The following is an 18832-nucleotide window of genomic DNA, read 5'->3' as shown; positions in this document are numbered from 1 at the left end:
CGGAGGATATCTCCGAAAAACTCCGAAATGTACGCGGAAAATAATTTAAGAAAAAAATTAATTATTCTCATTAAACCCCTTGTGAATTGACCGCCTAAAAACCTTGTAAAAGAGGAGATTAAGCAGGATTAGCTCAAATCCGTAAACAAAGTCTTCCACAGGGATAGTCAACAGGCGGATACCGGTATTTTCCGCATTATTATAGATAACTACCGGTTCATCCGGACCTGTGCCAGTGAGCAGTCCATTTACGATAAAAAAAGGGATCATTAAAAGAGCATATACAATAACCGCTTTCCCAAACCAATCGATTTTAAGAATGAATTTTAAAAAAAGACAGAGGATGGCCGTAGTGATAAAAGTAACCGATGTATATAAGTTACGCAGGAACCAAAACCCGGTAAACAAAAGCAGGACGGAGAATGCTGTACAAAAAATAAGGTCCGTTTGCATTTTCCAGGCCAGGTTAATTTTGTTCTCCCGGCAATAGTAATCCAGGCAGAAATAGGTAAATACACAGGAATAAGGGATACATAAAAAGAAAAGGATCTCTTCTGCGGGCAGCTCCCAAAAATATAAGCCCATAACATAACGGGGATTAAAATGCCAAACTCCCAGCCGGGTAAAAAGAGAATCCCATATAATAAAAAGGAGGGCAACCAAGAGGGTTGCCGGAAAAAACGCTTTCCATTCCCGATAAAATTTTATCCGGGGATGAAAGGAGAACAAAAAGGGTACAATTACCGTAAAAAAATCGATCAGGAGGTAAAGGGATCTCATACAGCCTTTTTAGCTCTTAATTCGCGAAAATATTTAAAGGGTACCCACAACATGCCGAAACATTCCCCTTCTTCTTTATCCAGGTGTTTGTGATGCATTTTATGTGCTCTGCGAATTCCTTTTAAATACGTATTATCTGCGTTACGGAAGATCCGGAACCGCTGATGAATAAAAATATCATGGATCAGGAAATAGGTCATTCCATACACGGTAATACCCGCACCGATCCAGAAAAGGTAATTGTATTGTTGTTGGATGCCCAAAAACAGCGATATGATCCCCGGCAGGGCGAAGATCAGGAAGAAAAAATCATTATGTTCGAAAAAAACATTGGTTTCCTTTTTGTGGTGATCCTTATGCAGTTTCCATAATAAGCCATGCATAATATATTTATGGGTAAACCAAGCTACCGCCTCCATGCTGATAAAAGCAGCCAGGGTAATGGCAAGATTTATAAGAAGGTTGCTCATACCCAATTCACTTTTTTTGGGAAAAGACTATTGATCATCAATCCAATTTTCCTGCCATTATTGATCCTTATCCTTTCTTTTAATAACTGCTGGGCTGGAATTTTTTTTATTTTAGTGAATAAGGATTGGTAATATACATAGGCAAGATATACTCCTCTTTTGGAAGATGCCGGTAATTTATATATTCCTGCCAGGGCAATTTTGAAATCGGCTTCGATATCCTTTTCAATTTGTTTTTTTGCCTGACAGGTAAATTCGCTCATATCCACCTCCGGAAAATAAACCCTTCCCAATACCTGGTAATCGTCTTTAATATCCCTTAAAAAATTTACTTTCTGAAAGGCCGCGCCTAATTTCATGGCATAGGGTTTCAATTCTTCATACATATCCAGATCTCCTTCCGTGAAAACATGGAGGCACATTAAACCGACCACCTCTGCGGATCCAAGTATATATTGCTGGTATTTTTCAACGGTATAATCCATTTTTTCCAGATCCATTTTCATGCTTTGTAAAAATACCGAAATTAAAACAGGATCGATATGGTATTGATGGACCGCCTGCTGAAAAGAGTTTAAGATCGGGTTAATGGAAATCCCGCTTACCATGGCCTCATAGGTATCCTGTTCCAGCCTGGCCAACAGGTTCTTTTTATCGTATCCATCGAAGCTATCCACAATTTCATCTGCCAGCCGGACAAATCCATAGATGGAATGGACGGGATTTCGCAGCCGGTTGTTCAGGAAATATATCCCCAAAGAAAAACTGGTGCTATAGATCCCGGTAGTCATCTTACTGGTTTCCACCGATAATTTATCATAAAGCGACTTCATCAGTTATTGTTTTAGCTTGAGCCGGTTCATGGATATGTTTCAGGTAGGTATTCAGTTGGGTGGCAACAATTTTTCCGGAAATCAGGGATGGGGGAACACCGGGTCCGGGAACGGTAAGCTGGCCCGCGTAAAAAAGGTTCTTTATTTTTTTGTTCCTGATCTTTGGCTTTAGTATGGCGGTCTGCATCAGTGTGTTGGCAAGCCCATAGGCATTGCCTTTATAAGAATGATAATCAGAAATAAAATCGTTTATGCAATAACTGCGTTTGTAATCTACAAAGGCCTGGATTTCCTCACCGGTATGGAGCTCCAGCCGGTCCATCATTATCCGATAATATTTCTCCCGCAATTCATCTGTATCTGGAAGACCAGGCGCGACCGGCATTAATAAGAACAGATTTTCATGGCCTGGTGGGGCAACTCCATCATCCGAACGGGAAGGGCAGCACACATAAAACAAAGGCCGGGAAGGCCACTGAGGATCCATAAAAATCTCCCTTGAATGTTGCAGGAGATCCTCTTCAAAGAATAAGGTGTGATGTTCCAGAGTACCGATCCGTTTGTTCAGCCCGATATAATAAATAAGACAGGAAGGGGCAAAGGTCTTTTTGTTCCAGTAACTTTCTTTATAATTGCGGTGAGCGGGAGACAGTAATTCATTTTCCACATGATGATAATCGGCTGACCCGATCACCGCATCACAGGGAATTTCCTTTCCATCCACCAAAATTCCCCTGGCTTTAAGACTGGCCTGCGTTACCAGAATTTGTTGAACCGGGGCATTATAATGAAAGAGGGTCCCATTCTTACGGGCAACCATCTCCATGGCTTCTATTACTTTTCCAAACCCACCCTTGGGATACCAGGTTCCCAATTTTAAACCGGCATAGTTCATTAAACTATAAAGGGCAGGCATTTTTTGAGGCATGGCGCCAAGGAATAATATCGGGAACTCCATTAGGGCGATCAGTTTCGGGTGCGAAAAATATTTCCGCACGTGTTTGCTGAAAGAGGAGAACACCTGAAGACGCATGGCCCCTTTGATAAGGCCAGTATCTGCAAATTCTGTCAGGGAAAGACCGGGCATGTATATTATATTTTCCATTCCCGTATCATATTTATATTTCGCTTCCTCCATAAATTTCCCCAGCTGCTGCGAACTACCCTTTTCAATCGATTCGAAAAGCTGACAAAGGGCATCGTAATTTTCAGGTACATGCATGGTTTGTCCCTTTCCGAATACCACATCAAAGGATGGATCCAATAATTTCAGTTCATAGAGATCGACAACTTCATAGCCAAAATCTGAAAAGAATTTTTCAAATATATCCGGCATCCAATACCAACTCGGCCCCATGTCAAACACATATCCGTTATCGGTACGGAATTGCCTTGCCCTTCCTCCCGGGGAACTATTCTTTTCATACACATGCACAGTATGTCCTGCGGCAGACAAATAAGCTGCTGCACTTAACCCGGAAAAACCGGCGCCTATGACGACAATACTGGACATATAGCTTCTTATTTTAACTGACTTTCCAGATCTTCCACAGATTGCAGCCAATGAATCTTTTTACCGGTGCGTAAATGCCCGATCAAGGCGTGGCTTCCTGCTACGAACATTTTCTTTCCTGCAAACCTTGTCCGGATCCCATCCAGATATTGCTGCGCATCCTCCGGCAGGTCATGATGAACCAGGAATAAAAGCAAATTGTCGGGAGAAAGGTCTTTAAGTGCAGCGTTAAGGGAAATAAGCGGAACATTCGCCCCAAGATAAATGGCTTTTTTCCCCGAAAGCCGGATCAGGTATTGGGCGAAAAGCAAACCGATCTCATGAAATTCATTTTCGGGCAGAAAAAGCAGCCAGGTTTCAGGTGAAGAAACTGCAGGCGGCAGCGTGTCGATGGCTGAAAACAGTTTTTGCCGGAGCAGGTTACTGATAAAATGTTCATGGGCGGCAGGCAGGGTATCACAGGACCACATTAACCCTATCCTGACTAACATGGGGTATACCACTTTTAAATAAGTATCCAGCATCCCATAACGATGCTGACATTGTGCAAACAGGGCTGAAAACCGGGGTTCATCATATTCCATTCCCGCAGCGATCAATTGCGATACGAATAAGCCCGCCGTTTCAGAATGGGTAACCACTTTCCATTCTTCCAATAACCTGAATATTTTTTCATCCGGCATCGCGCACAATTCAGATACCTTATACTCCGTATCCATTAAACCGACAATATTCAGCAACCGGCGCAACTGGGAATTATCATAATAACGGGTATTGCCCTCTGATCTATTGGGTTTCAATGCATTATACCTTTTCTCCCAAATACGGATCGTATGTGGTTTTACACCGGAATATTGAGCTAATTGGGAAATGGAGAAGAGATCCATTGATTTTGTTTAAATTTTATCAAAAATATATAAACAAAACAAAAGGACCAAAAGTTTTAATCCACCGGGTGAAATACAAAGGCCCCGACTATTAAGGGTCGGGGCCTTTGTCTGTATAGGTTTGGAGTGGAGATCAAATAATGTTCAGCCGGCAGATCAGGCGTCTTTAAAACCATACTGTGCCAGAACATCCGCAGGAACGCCTTTCCAGATATTTGGAGCGTTGCCTGCAAAACCAAGATCCTTGATACCTATTTCGGTAGTATAGAATCCGGAACAGGTCAGGTCACGCATCTTGTTGAAAAATGCCACTCCCTGTTCCATTCCCGGTTTGACCTTGGTCGGATAAGCGATATCCCTGACCAGTTCTAATTGATGCTCTTCTCCGGCCTCTCTGAAGGTCTTACCGTAACGTTTCAACGAGGTCAGATCCAGCCATCTCAGTCCTCCGCGCATTGGGACCTGATGCGAGGGCATATCTTTTACGATAAATTCAATAAAATCGGGAACCTTAGCTTCGGAGGCGCTGCCGGAATGTTCGTCTTTCGGAATGATGATATCTGCCAGTACGGTTATGGTCGCCATTTCCTGATCCGTGAAGAACTTTTCGGCCATGAGTTTCTTATCCCTCTCTATCTCAAAAGGCTGGCGGCCTACTTCCCGTGCCGCAGCCGCATTATCGGTAGTTTCGGCAGGTTTGGCCTTCGTATCGGTTTTACAGGCATCCAGTAACACACCGGCAGACAGCCCGGTGATCCCCAATGCTTTTAATGATTCGCGTCTGTTCATGATGATCGGCTATTGAAAGTTAATTTAAATATTCATTTTCTTTTTCTGATCGAGAATATATTCCGCGGTACGCATCGATAAGGCAAGAATAGTCCAGGTGGCATTTTTGTCTCCCTGCTGTACAAATGGCGCCGCATCGACGACAAAAAGATTCTTACAATCGTGTGCCTGACACCATTTATTGAGTGCGGATTTTTTGGGGTCATCCCCCATCCGGATCGTGCCGACCTCATGAATGATCCTTCCGGGCGCTTCCAGCCCGTAGTTCGTTTCCGGACCTTCGACCGTCGATGTAACAATCGCCTTCATTTCATGCATGAGTCCCTTGAAGGTATCCTGCATATGTTTGGCCTGTTTGATCTCGGCATCAGACCATGTATAATTGAACCGCAAGGCAGGTATGCCAAATTTGTCCACAACATTCGGATCGATCTCACAATAATTATCCTCCCTGGCGATAGCCGTTCCACGACCGGCCATTCCCACCCTGGTTCCAAAGAAGCGCCGCTGATCTTCCTTCAATGATTTACCGAACCCGCCTGGGTCCTTCATTTTACCATCCGCCCCTGGTACCAGGCCGTTTAATTTCTGGATCCCGTTGCCAAAACCATAAGAAGGCATATTCATTCCTCCTCCGTATTCGATATGATATCCCCGCGGAAAATCGAGTTTTTTATTATCGAGCCACCAGGGAGAATAGATATGTACGCTCCCCACTCCATCTTCATTATACCGCTTGCGCCCCATCAGTTCCGGGATAAATCCGGACATGCTGGCCCCGGTCGAATCATGCAGATATTTCCCTACAATGCCGCTGCTATTGGCTAATCCTCCGGGATGACTGGCAGATTTGGAATTCAGCAAAATCCTGGCAGATTCACAGGCACTGGCTCCCAATACGATCGTTTTCCCCCTTACTTCATATTCCTGAAGATCGTCCTTGTCCACATAAGAGACTCCTGTCGCCAAACCATTATCCCCGGTGATCACTTCACGGACCATCGCATTGGTCTTTACGGTCAGGTTACCGGTCTTTATGGCGGGAATGACCAGACAGGATGAAGCCGAAAAGTCTCCATAGACTTTACAACTGCGGCCGCATTGGCCGCAGAAAAAACAATTACCGCGATCTTTATTGCCCGGCAAGGCCTCGGTAAGGACCGATCCTCTTCCGGCAATTACTTTTACGCCGGTCTTTGAAGCGGCTTTTTTTATGAACAGTTCATTGAGCCTGGGTTTGGGAGGAGGAAGGAATATTCCGTCCGGCTCATTTTCCAGCCCTTCCACCGTACCATAGATCCCGATCAACCGGTCTACCTTATCATAAAAAGGTTTTACCTCTTCATACGTTATCGGCCAATCGTCCGTCAGACCATCTAACTGGTGGCTTTTGAAATCCAGTGGACCCATTCGCAGGGATATCCTGCCCCAATGATTGGTTTTGCCCCCCAACATACGGGACCGGAACCATTGAAATTCCGTCTTATCTTTTGTGGTGTAAGGTTCACCATCTATCTGCCAACCGCCAAAAGCTCCGTCAAAATCCCCAAAAGCCCGGGTTGTTCCCGCTCCGCGGCGGGGAGATTCCCATGGCCATTTTAATTGCTGGGAATCTTTGGCAGGATCGAAAAAAGGTCCTGCCTCCAGCATCAATACCTTTAAACCCGCATTCGCAAATACATAGCCTGCCATCCCTCCGCCTGCCCCGGATCCCACGATGACCACATCATAGACCTCCGTTGATTTCTTGATTTCAATATCGCTCATAAAAAAAATTTAATGCCTCTTAAAGCTTTTTTTGCTTTTATAAAAATGCTAACAAGGGTAATGCCGTAATATAGAAAGGATAGAGATCCTTTTTATTGATGTATACTCATTTTTTGCGCAAATAATCACTTTCCCTGCCTTTCATCGGAAGATGAAGTTCCAAAAGAGGACAAGATTCCGCCCGGAGCCAGCGTAATGCCCGGAATACCTTCAGATCCGGTGCCTGTCCCGGTCCGCTCTGCATTAAAATCCGGGCTCAAATTCTGTTTTTTGTCGGGAAGGCCTGGAAAACCTCCTGGAATGGAGTTGCTTATATAGGTGAAAAAGTTGGATGGATGCATATGGCTCAGGGAATAACAATCATTTGAGCAATAAACTTAAGGAAAAATTCAAGAAAGAGTAATTTGCTGCATGGATTATTTTAAAAAGCTTCAGGAATTGCTGAAGCTGGAACAGGAAGAGGACCGGCTTTCCTACCTGAAACTGACTGAATCGGCATCCGTATCCAGCCGAAGGACCGCAGGCCTGACCTGGTATCCGATTGCCATCAGGGGCTCGGAAATGGGCAGGGGAGATTACCTGATCGTGGAGATGGAACGTACCACCCACCAGGACCTCTCCCATCAGCTCCGTTTTGGTGCATCCGCAGCGCTTTTCTCCAATCATAACGCTGCCCAGGACAGAGTGGAAGGGGTCATTTCCTATTTAAGCGGGAACCGTCTTAAACTCACTCTTAATACCGATGAACTGCCTGAATGGTCCCGGGATGGAAAATTAGGCGTCGATCTGCTTTTTGACGATTCGAGTTACGACGAAATGCAAGGCGCTCTTAAACTGGCTTCCGCCCTTCATGAAAAAAAAGAAGAAGGCCGGCTGATCCGAATCCTGACCGGGGAAAACACACCTACTTTCCAGTCCGGATCAGAAACGCCGGCAGTTGATCCCCATATAGCTCCGCAGAGGGCTGGATTTGTTATGCTGAACCCTTTTCAGCAGGCGGCCGTTACAAAGATCCTCGCTGCCAATGAACTGGCCATCGTACATGGCCCTCCGGGTACAGGTAAGACCACCACCCTGGTTCAGGCGATCAAAGCCCTGATCAAACAGGAAGGCCAACAAATCCTGGTCGTGGCCCCCAGCAACACAGCCGTCGATCTGTTGAGCGAAAAATTATCGAATGAAGGACTGAACACCCTTCGCATCGGTAATCCCGCCCGGGTTTCGCAAAAACTGATGGCCCTGACCCTGGACAGTAAAATGGCGGAACACCCCGGAATGAAAGAAATCCGGAAACTTAAAAAACAAGCCAATGAATTCCGGGATATGGCGCATAAGTACAAACGCAGTTTTGGAAGAGCCGAACGGGATCAACGAAAGGCACTTTTTGACGAAGCGCGAAATATTCTGAAAAGCATTGGGAATACCGAACAATATATTATCGATGATCTGATAACGAAGGCCCAGGTAATTACGGCCACCCTGGTTGGAGCCAATCATTATACAGTACGAAATCTGAAGTTTCACACGGTGGTGATCGATGAGGCCGGACAAGCGCTCGAACCAGCTTGCTGGATTCCCATCCTAAAAGGGCAAAAATTGGTCCTGGCAGGTGATCATTGCCAATTACCCCCAACGGTTAAATCGGCAGAAGCGGGAAAAAAAGGGCTGATCATCACTCTTCTGGAAAAAACTGTTGCCTTACACCCCGAAGCGGTCGTGCTATTGGAAGAACAATACCGCATGCATGAAACCATCATGGGGTATTCTTCTGCTATATTTTATCACAACAGATTAAAAGCGCATCCCTCCGTTGCGAGACATGTATTGTTCCCGGATGATGGTCCGCTCGTTTTTGTGGATACTGCGGGTTGCGGTTTTGAGGAGAAGATCGAAGGCACCAGCATAAGCAACCCGGAAGAGGCTGTCTTCCTGTTCAAACACCTGACAAAGCTAGTCAGGGAAATAAAGAGTCAAGACTTGCAGAATTATCCCTCTATCGCGGTTATCTCCCCCTACCGGCAACAGATCCAGGTGCTGAAAGAACAACTATTACATTGGCCGGATCTGCTGGCCTACGGCGATAAACTCTCTGTCAATACCATCGACAGCTTCCAGGGACAGGAACGGGATATTGTTTATATCAGCATGACCAGGAGCAATACGGACAATAAAATTGGTTTCCTTTCCGATATCCGCCGGATGAATGTGGCTATGACCCGGGCCAGAAAAAAACTGGTTGTCATCGGGGACAGCGCCACCTTATCCCAACATTCTTTTTATTCCAATTTTATTACCTATGCGGAACACCATAATGCCTGGCAAAGCGCCTGGGAACTGGCAGAATAAATAACCTGACATAATCTGTTTTTGTCAGGTTACGGACAATGAACAATCCTGCCTTCGGGTACTTTTGAGGGATAATAAAAAAATTATTCAATCTTAAAAGATCCAGTCATGAAGTTATTTGCATTCAGTCTTCTTCTATTAGCCTTCACCCAGGTTAACGCGCAGAAATCAGAAGTCTTTGTATCCTCCGGGGCAGCGATCAAAGGTTATGATGCAGTTGCCTATTTCACGGAAGGAAAACCCGTAAAAGGCGATAAAAAATTCAGTTATAACTGGAAAGGTGCAGATTGGTATTTTTCAAACCAGCAGAATTTGACCAGTTTTAAGGCTGATCCCGTAAAGTATGCTCCTCAATACGGAGGATATTGTGCCTATGGTACATCCGAAGGACATAAGGCTCCAATCGATCCGCAGGCATGGACGATCGTGGGCAACAAATTATACCTGAACTACGACAAGGACATTAAGGTAAAATGGTCCAAGGATCAGCAAACACGGATCAAACAGGCGGATATGAATTGGCCAAAGATCAGGGATAAGGAATAAGGGTTGGCTCAACGGAGAGGAACAATAACTCTGTTTCTTCTTCGGCCGTTATGATAATCTCATCATTCTCTTTTTCAAAAACGATAACATGGTATTGGCCGACTGTTTCACAATTCACATTGATCACTCCTTTTATCAGGCATAACAGGGCCCTGTATCCGGGAGTGGCGGAAAATTGTACTCTTTTCCCTTTTTGGACCACTCCAGAAATGGAGATTACCGGATTGAAACATTTTAAAGGACCGGTTTTATTTTCAAAGGTACCACTGCTCAGGCAGAGATCTACCCCTTCCTGTTCCAATACTTGCGGTCTTTCGGTAAAGGTTGCCGGTTGTAAGGAGGGATCTTCACCATTGCAGGGTGCAGGCACATTTATCCAAAGCCGGATAAGTTCCTGCACCCCTGCATTTTTTAGCCATTCTGCCGGCGGCTCTTCGTTATGCAGCAGCCCTGAAAGGATATGCTCGATACGCTTATGCATACTCTATTTTATTAATCCAGCACCCCAAACTTGCCGGCCTGATACTCATGAATCGATTCCATGATCTCCTCCTGCGTATTCATAACAAAGGGTCCATAACTGGCAATGGGTTCATTCAGCGGTTCACCACTCAATAACAATAACACACTATCTTCAGCAGCCTTTATAGAAATATCCGTTCCGCTATTCTTAAAAAGGATAAATTCATGTTCTTTGGCCTTTTCACCATTTACTTCAATACTACCCTTAACTATCAGGATAGCCGTATTATAACCCTCTGGTAAGGAGGTTGAGAATTCCCCATCCTTTTTTAGTTTAATATCGATAAGATTCACCGGTGAATAGGTTTCAGCGGGGCCTTTAACATCATTAAACCTTCCGGCAATCACATTCACTACTCCGGCATCTCCCGGTAATTCAACCTTTCCCATTTGTTCCTTCGTGATGGCCTGGTAATGAGGTGTCGTCAATTTATCCTTTTTAGGAAGATTGACCCAAAGCTGTATCATTTCAAACGGGCCGCCTTTTTTGGAATATTCCTGCTCGTGGTATTCCTTATGCAATATACCCGCACCTGCTGTCATCCATTGCACATCACCGGAATGAATAATTCCGCTGTTCCCCGAACTGTCGTGATGGGCCACGCTGCCCTTATAGGCAATCGTTACCGTCTCGAATCCTTTATGCGGATGCACATCCACGCCCCGAAGCGTTTCGGAAGGCGGGAAATTAAATTCAGCAGCAAAGTCAAGCATTAAAAAAGGGCTTATCCGTTGCTGGGGAATAACCGTGCCCGGAATGTAATTGTACACTCTGAACCCATCCCCTACCATGCCCGGCTGTGCCGGTTTTTTGACGATCCTGTCAATTTGTTTGTTCATATACTGATTTCCTTATACTTTATTTTGTAAAACGATATTTTTAACTTCTTAACTGAGCCTTATATTCAGCCTGGCGTTCTTTAAGGCATCATCCGTGATGGTATATACCGGTCTGTTTTGCACCTTGCGTATTTTTGAAATCTCAGCACCAACTTCTTTCATTCCCTTTTTAAAGGCATCCAGATCGTTCGTTGCGTTATATTTCAGAACAAGCATGCTCTGATTGGTATAGGCAAAAACCTTTCTCAACTTCAATTCTTCCATTTCCGCTAATTCACCGGTAAATAATACAGCATCGAAATTTTTCAGGAAAGACGCAGTAATGGCATCTTCTCCATTGGAAGCCAGCGTAACATTCCACTCTTCCTGGCTAAGGGACGAAGCCATATTCTGTATGGTCCTGTCATCTTTTCCGAGTATCATTATTTCTGCTTTCATATTGCTCCTTTTTTATTGTAGAACAAAAGTAAGCTGAAGTAAAGCGGCAAAAAATAAGGTTGATTAAGTGGAATACTTAATGTAGGTTAATTAACTTCTCAACTTCAGCCCCCTTGCTGGTTAAAGCCTTTGTATTTGCCTTTAAGACCTCATAGGCAGCCTTGTTAATTTTATCCGGGCCTGCGTTCTTCCATTTTTGAATATCCCTTTCAAAATCAACGTTAAATAAAATCTTTGACAAATCCCGGATGGCGCAATAGTTGGCCACGGAATGACCATTATCGCTTGCGTAGTTGCTATTACCGATAAAAAACTCAATTATTTTATAGAGGGTTTCATGCGCCATGCTTAGTTCGGTAAGCTTTGCCCGGTATTCCAGATCAGCACTTACCAATTTGGGAAACAATTTATAATCGGCAAAATGACGGCTTTCATGCGCAAGATAACTGATCATAAAGTCCTCGCTATTCAGGTCATATCCTTTTGCCACACAGTACAGCGCTTCTTTGGTGGCCCAGCCACCGGGATAATACCTGTCAAGCGTGGCATACTCCTCCCAGCCCAATGTAATAAAATCATCCATAAGAATCACGCGGGAACTGGTCTTTTCATCGTACAGTTTAAAGGTATAGGTAGTATCTTTTTCCGTTCTCCAAACTAACAGATCAATAAGTCGTCCTGTTTTACCAAAACCGGTAGTATGTAATCCCAAAGAGGCTAGGTAATGGTTTAAATAAAGATCAATACTATCCTCGTTTACTGTCAGGTTACCGGCCGGGAGATAGTTCGTTTTTAAAAAGCTGCATAACTGGCTTTTAAAGGCAGAGTCGTAATTAACGGAATTATCCAGCAATGATTTCCTCCAATAGTCATAGTATATTTTCAATAACCCGTCAATGGCAGACCTTTTGCTTTCCAGGTAACCACTGCTGTCTGCGGGGTATTTGAACCGGCTTTCAAACTTTGTTTTAAAATCCAAATCCTTTTGACTTATTTTTTTGTCTTTAACGCTTACTAATAATAAAGAGGGTTTAATATCCCCGTCCAGGCAGTAGGAATAAATTTTCCGGTAATCATATTTTATACTGTCGGTTGAATTGTCCCGGGATTTATCGGCCTGAGCGGTAAGACTTACCGGGTAAAGAAATCCTAATGGAATAATAAATGCCAATAGAATCTGGGGAAGGCCTGTATAGGCAAAACAAAAATAAAAAGGGGATAAGGGTTTCATATTTATTAAAAGGTTTATTTATTTAAATTTTCCCCAACCGCCCTTCCTTTCTTCCCTTCAAATTTCACTTTCCTACTTCCCCTGCGCATTCAGCATTTTACTTAAGAACTCCGGTGTAACGCCGATATAAGAAGCTACCTGTTTTTGGGCAAGACCTTTGATCAGGGACGGGTATTGGTGGCAAAAGTTATCATAACGTTCCATGGCAGGAAGGCTAAGAAAACTTACCAGTCGGCTTTGATAGGTAGCCACTGCATTTTCGGCCAGGATTCGGAAAAACCGTTCGAATTTTGGCACTTCGGCATACAATTTATCCAGGTCCGACTTCCACAACCACAAGATCTCACTTTCTTCGATCGCATCTACGAAAAGTGTTCCTGGTTTCTGTTTGACCAGGCTGTACATATCCCCGATCCACCAACCGGGAGGTGCGAACTGGACCACATGTTCGAAACCGTTCTTATCCAGGGAATAACTGCGAAGGAGGCCTTCCGTTACAAATGCAGGTCCTTTACTGACATCCCCCTCCTGGTTGAGGTATTGTTTTTTCTTGAGTTTCCGGGTATTTAGCAGAGAGGTAAAAAAAGCCTTTTCCTCCTCCTTGAGGAGGATATGCCTCGCAACATGTTCTAACAGCAAATTATAATTCATGGCATCTTTGTATCTCCGAAAATAAGAAATTTTAGGGTTCCTCTCTTTGATTTCGCCTTACCTTTGCGGGGTTATTACCGGAGCTGAGCCCGTTCGCGAGCTCAGCCCAAGGTTGAAGCGAACAAAGCAGGCAAAAATTAGTATCTATGAATGATTTTATAGCCGCCCGATCTCAGATGGCCCTTTCGCTCGGATTTCACATTATATTCTCCTGTATTGGCATGGTAATGCCTTTTTTTATGGCAGTTTCCCACTATTACTGGCTGAAAACGAAAAAACCTGTTTATAAGAATATTACAAAGGCCTGGAGCCAGGGAGTGGCTATCTTTTTTGCAACAGGCGCCGTTTCCGGAACGGTATTATCCTTCGAACTGGGACTTTTATGGCCCGGATTCATGAAACATGCCGGCCCCATCTTCGGAATGCCTTTTTCCCTGGAAGGAACCGCCTTTTTTATCGAGGCCATCGCCCTGGGTTTCTTTTTATATGGTTGGGACCGTTTTAATCCCTGGTTCCATTGGTTCACGGGGGTAGTGGTCGGAATAAGCGGCCTGATCTCCGGCATTTTAGTAGTGTCTGCCAATGCCTGGATGAATTGCCCTTCCGGATTCGATTATGTGAACGGTCAGTACCTGAATATAGACCCCATAAAGGCCCTGTTCAATGATGCCTGGTTCTCGCAGGCCTTGCATATGTCCATTGCTGCCTTTGCTGCAACAGGTTTTGCCGTAGCAGGTGTCCATGCCCTTATGATCCTGCGTGGGAAAAATGTATATTTTCATACCCAATCCTTTCGGATAGCAGCGATATTTGCGGCAACGGCCGCCCTCTTACAACCTCTGAGCGGTGATATATCCGCAAAATTCGTCGCCAGGACCCAACCAGCCAAGCTGGCTGCCATGGAAGCGCTTTTTCAAACAAAACAAGGAGCGCCCCTGCTGATAGGAGGGATCCCCGATCCAACCAACAAAAAAGTTGATTATGGCCTTGAATTACCGGGCATGCTTAGTTTTATGATCGATGGGAATTTTCATTCCGAAGTAAAAGGACTCGATACCATCCCCGTTGAAAATCATCCGCCTGTCGTTATCACCCATTTTGCCTTCCAGATCATGGTCGGTCTGGGAATGCTCATGGTCCTCTTGTCCCTGATGTATTTTTATGCGCTATGGAAGAAAAAGAACTGGCGGGACAGCAGGTGGCTGCTAAAACTTTTTGTAGCCGCCATACCGGCCGGTTTTATCGCCGTGGAAGCAGGCTGGACGGTGACGGAAGTAGGACGGCAGCCCTGGATCCTGCAGGGGATCATGAAGACTGCCGATGCAGTGACCCCAATGCCCGGGATCCTGTATTCTTTTTACCTGTTTACGGGTGTTTATGTTTCCCTGTCCCTCATCGTTGTATATATGTTGTACCGGCAGATAAAAATGGTCGGGGTTATTTACGATATTCCATCAACATCCAAACCATTGACCCAAGGGGAATCTTTGACACACTAAGAATCATTGAATCACTGAATTATTTGAATCATTGAATCATTAATGCACTAAGCTTATGCTATACGTCGTGATCACCTACCTCTGGATAGCCATTTTACTTTACCTCTTAATGGGCGGGGCTGATTTTGGTGCAGGTATCATCGAGCTGTTCACTTCCCATAAGAACAAGAGCAAAACCAGGAAAACCATGTACAAGGCCATCGGGCCTATCTGGGAAGCCAATCATATGTGGCTGATCATAACGATCGTGGTACTGTTCGTGGGTTTTCCCGATATCTATACCACCATGTCGACCTTTTTACATATTCCCCTGGCGATCATGCTACTGGGAATTATTGCCCGGGGAACGGCCTTTTCGTTCCGGAACTATGACGCAGTAAAAGATGAAATGCAGGTAGTTTATAGCCGCATCTTCGTCTATGCCAGCGTCATTACTCCGTTATTCCTGGGGATTATTGCCGGCAGCGCAGTTGCCGGCCGTATCGATCCCGACGCCCGGACTTTTGCAGATGCCTATATCTTTAGCTGGTTACACTGGTTCTCTTTTACAGTTGGCCTTTTTACCGTTTCCATTTGCGGGTTCCTGGCCTCCATTTACCTGATCGGGGAAACGGATAATGAAACGGACAGGCTTCGTTTTATCACCAAGGCAAAAAGCACCAATGCGGCAGCCATCATTTGCGGAGTATTTGTTTTTATAGCCTCCACCGTCGAAGGCGTTCCTTTAACCGAATGGATATTCGGAAACCCCGTCGGCCTCATCGCCATTACGGCTGCCGCTTTATCGCTGATCCTTTTATGGATATTGCTTTTTAAGAAGAAAACAAGAATTCTGCGTGTTCTGGCCGGTTTCCAGGTCACCATGATACTGCTGGCCATCACCTACCGCCATTATCCGAATATCGTATTGCTTTCACACGGAAGATCTCTTTCCTTACTGGGACAACAGGGTTATGATAAACCGATAGCAGTCCTCGGCTGGGCCTTATTACTCGGAAGTATTTTTATTCTTCCTGCTTTATTTTATCTCATCTATAGTTTCAACAAAAAACCGGCAGCGATCGCACATTGAAGATCGCACCCTGGATCTTCAACGTTGAAGATCCAGGGTTGAAGATCCCACATTGAAAAAAAGTACTTCTAAACCGGGACGGCTGTTTTTGTCTTCTCCCCTGCTAATTCTTTCTCTACAGCAGCAATAGCCCTGATAGTTTTTATGATGGAATCCGGAGTCACCGAGATGCTGTCAATCCCCTGCTCTACGAGGAATTGCGCAAAATCGGGGAAGTCGGATGGTCCCTGTCCGCAGATCCCCACCTTGACTCCGTTCCTTTTGGCAGATTCGATCAGTTTGGCAATCATTTGTTTGACGGCGGGATTCCGTTCGTCGTATAAATGCGCTACCAGGGAGGAATCCCGGTCAAGCCCAAGCGTTAGTTGCGTCAGGTCATTGGATCCTATGGAGAAGCCATCGATATGTTTGGAAAATTCATCGGCAAGGATAATATTGGAGGGAACTTCTGCCATCAGGTAAAGCTCAAGACCTTCTTTACCCCGTTCCAATCCAAATTCCTTCATCGTATCCTTAACCTTGACCAATTCCTCTACGGTGCGGCAGAAGGGGATCATAACGATCACATTATCCAATCCCATTTCTTCACGAACGATCCGGATGGCCTTGCATTCCAGGCCAAAGGCCGGCTTGTATTTTTCGGAATAATACCGGGAGGCGCCCCGCCATCCGATCATGGGATTTTCTTCATGCGGCTCGAAATATTTCCCTCCCAATAAATTATAATATTCATTGGTCTTAAAATCACTGAACCTGACCACGACTTTATGCGGATAAAAGGCGGCCGCAATTTTAGCAATCCCGTAAGATAATTTTTTTATAAAAAAATCCGCTTCATTTTCATATCCGATGATCCGGGCCCCGATCTCTTTGGTCAGCGCAGGATCGTTCAATTCCTTATGCTGCAATAAAGCCAGCGGATGGATCTGAATATAATTATTAATGATAAACTCCTCCCTGGCAAGGCCTACGCCTTTATTGGGCAAATGAGAGAATTTAAAACACATGGAAGGAGTCGCCACGTTCAGCATCAGCGAGGTTTTGATTGCGGGAAGATCATTCAGATCATATTCCGCCTTTTCAAAACCGATGATCCCGTCATAGATCAAACCGACTTCACCTTCTGCACAACTAACCGTGATCAGGTCTCCATCCGACAGGATATCCGTTGCATTCCCGCAACCGACGATAGCGGGTACTCCCAATTCCCTGGCGACAATGGCAGCATGGCAGGTCCTTCCTCCCTTATTAGTGACAATGGCTGAAGCCTTTTTCATAATGGGCTCCCAGTCAGGATCCGTCATATCCGTTACCAATACATCTCCGGCAGTAAATTCATGCCCTTCCATCACCCTTTTATCGAGGGAATAAAGGATATTCACCTTTCCGGCACCGATCTTATCCCCTACGGCAATCCCCTTTAACAATATCTTATCTGCCCTTGCTGGATCTGAAATGGCATATTCAGAGATCTTGCTGTGGTCCTTCCGGGAATGGATCGTTTCCGGTCTTGCCTGAACGATAAATAGTTCTTTGCTCAAACCATCCACCGCCCATTCCACATCCATCGGGGTCCACTTTTTCCTCTCCCCGCTATAATAGTCCTCTATTTTCACGACCCAATCCGCCAACTGAAGGACCATTGCATCTGTCAGGCAAAACTTATGCTGGTAACTTTTTTCGGTGGGAATGATCCTTACCCTTTCATCCGATTTATCCCCATATACCATCATCTTATCCTTTACGCCCAGTTTCTTTTCGATGATGGCTTTGAAACCCTGTCTTAAAGCAGGTTTGAATACAATAAACTCATCGGGGGATATAGATCCCTGCACGATCATTTCACCCAGGCCATATGAACCATTGATCACGACCACATCTTTGAATCCGCTCTCGGTATCCAGGCTAAACGCTACCCCGGAAGAACCCAGATCGCTCCTTACCATTTTTTGTACACAAATGCTCAGTCCTACTGAAAAATGATCGTATTTAAAAGTCTGCCGGTAACTGATGGCCCGGTCCGTGAACAGAGAGGCAAAACAATTCCGCACAGCATCCATCAGGGTTGCCGGTCCTCTTACATTAAGAAAGGTTTCCTGCTGCCCCGCAAAGGAAGCATCCGGCAAATCTTCCGCCGTAGCTGAGGATCTTACCGCAACATCAGTATATTCCTGGTTATAATCCGAAGACAACCGTTCGTAAGCCTGGATGATCACCTCGCTCATTTCCTTGGGAAAACGGCCATTACTGATCAGCAGTCTTACCTGGTGACCTCCCCGGCGCAGGGATTCTAAATTATCAATCTGAATGGAATTGATGATATGGCTGATCGTAGTTTCCAGGTTATTGTATTCCAGGAATTTTTTGTAGGCCGCCACCGTAATGACAAACCCATTGGGTATATTAAGACCCAGGCCTGTCAGGTGCTGGATCATTTCTCCCAGGGAAGCGTTCTTGCCCCCTACCCGGTCAATATCGTGTATGCCGACCTCTTTGAGTTCAAGGATGAAATCGTTGTTCATAATGGAAGTAAAAGTTGTTATCGTTAGCGAAAGATCAAAAGTAGGCGTTATCCGACGAACCCTTTGGCACTAACTTACCCGCTATTTATACTATGTTAACCTGTTTTTTACCTATTTTTACACTAA

Annotated in this window: 18 protein-coding genes; 4 read left to right on the top strand and 14 right to left on the bottom strand. The window is 44.9% G+C overall.

Annotated elements, in window-relative coordinates; translation table 11 throughout:
• Window positions 1-57 precede the first annotated feature (57 nt).
• The 8 genes from ACX0G9_RS01665 to ACX0G9_RS01630 all read right to left on the bottom strand — a co-directional run bounded on the left by ACX0G9_RS01665 (window position 58) and on the right by ACX0G9_RS01630 (window position 7380).
• Complete coding sequence (locus ACX0G9_RS01665) at window positions 58-780, bottom strand: lycopene cyclase domain-containing protein (protein ID WP_459063101.1); 723 nt, start codon at window positions 778-780, stop codon at window positions 58-60.
• A complete protein-coding gene (locus ACX0G9_RS01660; protein WP_459063100.1) occupies window positions 777-1250 on the bottom strand; it encodes a sterol desaturase family protein in 474 nt (157 codons plus the stop codon). The genes ACX0G9_RS01665 and ACX0G9_RS01660 overlap by 4 nt, the downstream gene beginning before the upstream one ends.
• Window positions 1247-2083 carry a phytoene/squalene synthase family protein gene (locus ACX0G9_RS01655; protein ID WP_459063099.1) on the bottom strand — a complete coding sequence of 279 codons (837 nt, stop codon included), beginning with the start codon at window positions 2081-2083 and terminating at the stop codon, window positions 1247-1249. The genes ACX0G9_RS01660 and ACX0G9_RS01655 overlap by 4 nt, the downstream gene beginning before the upstream one ends.
• On the bottom strand, window positions 2067-3596 hold the full coding sequence (locus ACX0G9_RS01650) for a phytoene desaturase family protein (protein ID WP_459063098.1): 1530 nt from the start codon (window positions 3594-3596) through the stop codon (window positions 2067-2069). Before ACX0G9_RS01650 ends, ACX0G9_RS01655 begins: the two co-directional genes overlap by 17 nt.
• An 8-nt stretch (window positions 3597-3604) precedes the next feature.
• A complete protein-coding gene (locus ACX0G9_RS01645; protein ID WP_459063097.1) occupies window positions 3605-4483 on the bottom strand; it encodes a MerR family transcriptional regulator in 879 nt (292 codons plus the stop codon).
• Window positions 4484-4639: 156 nt separating this feature from the next.
• On the bottom strand, window positions 4640-5272 hold the full coding sequence (locus ACX0G9_RS01640; protein WP_459063096.1) for a gluconate 2-dehydrogenase subunit 3 family protein: 633 nt from the start codon (window positions 5270-5272) through the stop codon (window positions 4640-4642).
• Window positions 5273-5296: 24 nt separating this feature from the next.
• Window positions 5297-7039, bottom strand: coding sequence for a GMC oxidoreductase (locus ACX0G9_RS01635; RefSeq protein ID WP_459063095.1), 1743 nt, complete (start codon window positions 7037-7039; stop codon window positions 5297-5299).
• A gap of 125 nt (window positions 7040-7164) precedes the next feature.
• Complete coding sequence (locus tag ACX0G9_RS01630; RefSeq protein WP_459063094.1) at window positions 7165-7380, bottom strand: hypothetical protein; 216 nt, start codon at window positions 7378-7380, stop codon at window positions 7165-7167.
• Between the two features lie 70 nt (window positions 7381-7450).
• On the opposite strand from ACX0G9_RS01630, the gene ACX0G9_RS01625 reads away from it, so the two are divergent.
• Both ACX0G9_RS01625 and ACX0G9_RS01620 read left to right on the top strand, forming a co-directional pair.
• Complete coding sequence (locus ACX0G9_RS01625; protein ID WP_459063093.1) at window positions 7451-9385, top strand: AAA domain-containing protein; 1935 nt, start codon at window positions 7451-7453, stop codon at window positions 9383-9385.
• 108 nt (window positions 9386-9493) lie between these two features.
• Window positions 9494-9931, top strand: coding sequence for a YHS domain-containing (seleno)protein (locus ACX0G9_RS01620; RefSeq protein ID WP_459063092.1), 438 nt, complete (start codon window positions 9494-9496; stop codon window positions 9929-9931).
• Here the strand turns inward: ACX0G9_RS01620 and ACX0G9_RS01615 are convergent.
• The 5 genes from ACX0G9_RS01615 to ACX0G9_RS01595 all read right to left on the bottom strand — a co-directional run bounded on the left by ACX0G9_RS01615 (window position 9915) and on the right by ACX0G9_RS01595 (window position 13613).
• Window positions 9915-10412, bottom strand: a complete 498-nt coding sequence (locus ACX0G9_RS01615) for a pirin-like C-terminal cupin domain-containing protein (RefSeq protein WP_459063091.1) — start codon at window positions 10410-10412, stop codon at window positions 9915-9917. The genes ACX0G9_RS01620 and ACX0G9_RS01615 overlap by 17 nt on opposite strands.
• A gap of 11 nt (window positions 10413-10423) precedes the next feature.
• Window positions 10424-11293 (bottom strand): pirin family protein, encoded by an 870-nt coding sequence (locus ACX0G9_RS01610; protein WP_459063090.1) that lies wholly within the window; start codon window positions 11291-11293, stop codon window positions 10424-10426.
• A gap of 48 nt (window positions 11294-11341) precedes the next feature.
• Window positions 11342-11731 carry a response regulator gene (locus ACX0G9_RS01605; RefSeq protein ID WP_459063089.1) on the bottom strand — a complete coding sequence of 130 codons (390 nt, stop codon included), beginning with the start codon at window positions 11729-11731 and terminating at the stop codon, window positions 11342-11344.
• 76 nt (window positions 11732-11807) lie between these two features.
• Entirely contained in the window at window positions 11808-12962 is a 1155-nt protein-coding gene (locus tag ACX0G9_RS01600) for a hypothetical protein (protein ID WP_459063088.1), read from the bottom strand.
• Between the two features lie 72 nt (window positions 12963-13034).
• The gene (locus ACX0G9_RS01595; RefSeq protein WP_459063087.1) at window positions 13035-13613 is read right to left on the bottom strand and encodes a Crp/Fnr family transcriptional regulator; all 579 of its coding nucleotides are present in this window, start codon (window positions 13611-13613) and stop codon (window positions 13035-13037) included.
• 146 nt (window positions 13614-13759) lie between these two features.
• On the opposite strand from ACX0G9_RS01595, the gene ACX0G9_RS01590 reads away from it, so the two are divergent.
• Together ACX0G9_RS01590 and ACX0G9_RS01585 are read left to right on the top strand one after the other, a co-directional pair.
• Window positions 13760-15112: a cytochrome ubiquinol oxidase subunit I gene (locus ACX0G9_RS01590; protein ID WP_459063086.1), complete on the top strand. Its 1353-nt coding sequence runs from the start codon at window positions 13760-13762 to the stop codon at window positions 15110-15112.
• Window positions 15113-15167: 55 nt separating this feature from the next.
• Window positions 15168-16184, top strand: coding sequence for a cytochrome d ubiquinol oxidase subunit II (locus tag ACX0G9_RS01585; RefSeq protein WP_459063085.1), 1017 nt, complete (start codon window positions 15168-15170; stop codon window positions 16182-16184).
• A gap of 68 nt (window positions 16185-16252) precedes the next feature.
• Here ACX0G9_RS01585 and ppsA read toward each other — a convergent pair whose 3' ends face one another.
• The gene (gene ppsA, locus ACX0G9_RS01580; protein WP_459063084.1) at window positions 16253-18706 is read right to left on the bottom strand and encodes a phosphoenolpyruvate synthase; all 2454 of its coding nucleotides are present in this window, start codon (window positions 18704-18706) and stop codon (window positions 16253-16255) included.
• Window positions 18707-18832 lie beyond the last annotated feature (126 nt).

This window comes from Flavitalea flava (assembly GCF_054461575.1).
Note: the sequence above shows the minus strand (reverse complement) of the source record. Positions and strands in the feature narration are given on the sequence as shown.

What these genes read in the sequence shown, in the direction of transcription:
- ACX0G9_RS01615 (WP_459063091.1), bottom strand. Translation starts at nt 10,412, where the DNA reads ATGCATAAGCGTATCGAGCATATCCTTTCAGGGCTGCTGCATAACGAA.
- ACX0G9_RS01665 (WP_459063101.1), bottom strand. Translation starts at nt 780, where the DNA reads ATGAGATCCCTTTACCTCCTGATCGATTTTTTTACGGTAATTGTACCC.
- ACX0G9_RS01620 (WP_459063092.1), top strand. Translation starts at nt 9,494, where the DNA reads ATGAAGTTATTTGCATTCAGTCTTCTTCTATTAGCCTTCACCCAGGTT.
- ACX0G9_RS01610 (WP_459063090.1), bottom strand. Translation starts at nt 11,293, where the DNA reads ATGAACAAACAAATTGACAGGATCGTCAAAAAACCGGCACAGCCGGGC.
- ACX0G9_RS01595 (WP_459063087.1), bottom strand. Translation starts at nt 13,613, where the DNA reads ATGAATTATAATTTGCTGTTAGAACATGTTGCGAGGCATATCCTCCTC.
- ACX0G9_RS01605 (WP_459063089.1), bottom strand. Translation starts at nt 11,731, where the DNA reads ATGAAAGCAGAAATAATGATACTCGGAAAAGATGACAGGACCATACAG.
- ACX0G9_RS01655 (WP_459063099.1), bottom strand. Translation starts at nt 2,083, where the DNA reads ATGAAGTCGCTTTATGATAAATTATCGGTGGAAACCAGTAAGATGACT.
- ACX0G9_RS01600 (WP_459063088.1), bottom strand. Translation starts at nt 12,962, where the DNA reads ATGAAACCCTTATCCCCTTTTTATTTTTGTTTTGCCTATACAGGCCTT.
- ACX0G9_RS01625 (WP_459063093.1), top strand. Translation starts at nt 7,451, where the DNA reads ATGGATTATTTTAAAAAGCTTCAGGAATTGCTGAAGCTGGAACAGGAA.
- ACX0G9_RS01635 (WP_459063095.1), bottom strand. Translation starts at nt 7,039, where the DNA reads ATGAGCGATATTGAAATCAAGAAATCAACGGAGGTCTATGATGTGGTC.
- ACX0G9_RS01660 (WP_459063100.1), bottom strand. Translation starts at nt 1,250, where the DNA reads ATGAGCAACCTTCTTATAAATCTTGCCATTACCCTGGCTGCTTTTATC.
- ACX0G9_RS01645 (WP_459063097.1), bottom strand. Translation starts at nt 4,483, where the DNA reads ATGGATCTCTTCTCCATTTCCCAATTAGCTCAATATTCCGGTGTAAAA.
- ppsA (WP_459063084.1), bottom strand. Translation starts at nt 18,706, where the DNA reads ATGAACAACGATTTCATCCTTGAACTCAAAGAGGTCGGCATACACGAT.
- ACX0G9_RS01585 (WP_459063085.1), top strand. Translation starts at nt 15,168, where the DNA reads ATGCTATACGTCGTGATCACCTACCTCTGGATAGCCATTTTACTTTAC.
- ACX0G9_RS01650 (WP_459063098.1), bottom strand. Translation starts at nt 3,596, where the DNA reads ATGTCCAGTATTGTCGTCATAGGCGCCGGTTTTTCCGGGTTAAGTGCA.
- ACX0G9_RS01640 (WP_459063096.1), bottom strand. Translation starts at nt 5,272, where the DNA reads ATGAACAGACGCGAATCATTAAAAGCATTGGGGATCACCGGGCTGTCT.
- ACX0G9_RS01630 (WP_459063094.1), bottom strand. Translation starts at nt 7,380, where the DNA reads ATGCATCCATCCAACTTTTTCACCTATATAAGCAACTCCATTCCAGGA.
- ACX0G9_RS01590 (WP_459063086.1), top strand. Translation starts at nt 13,760, where the DNA reads ATGAATGATTTTATAGCCGCCCGATCTCAGATGGCCCTTTCGCTCGGA.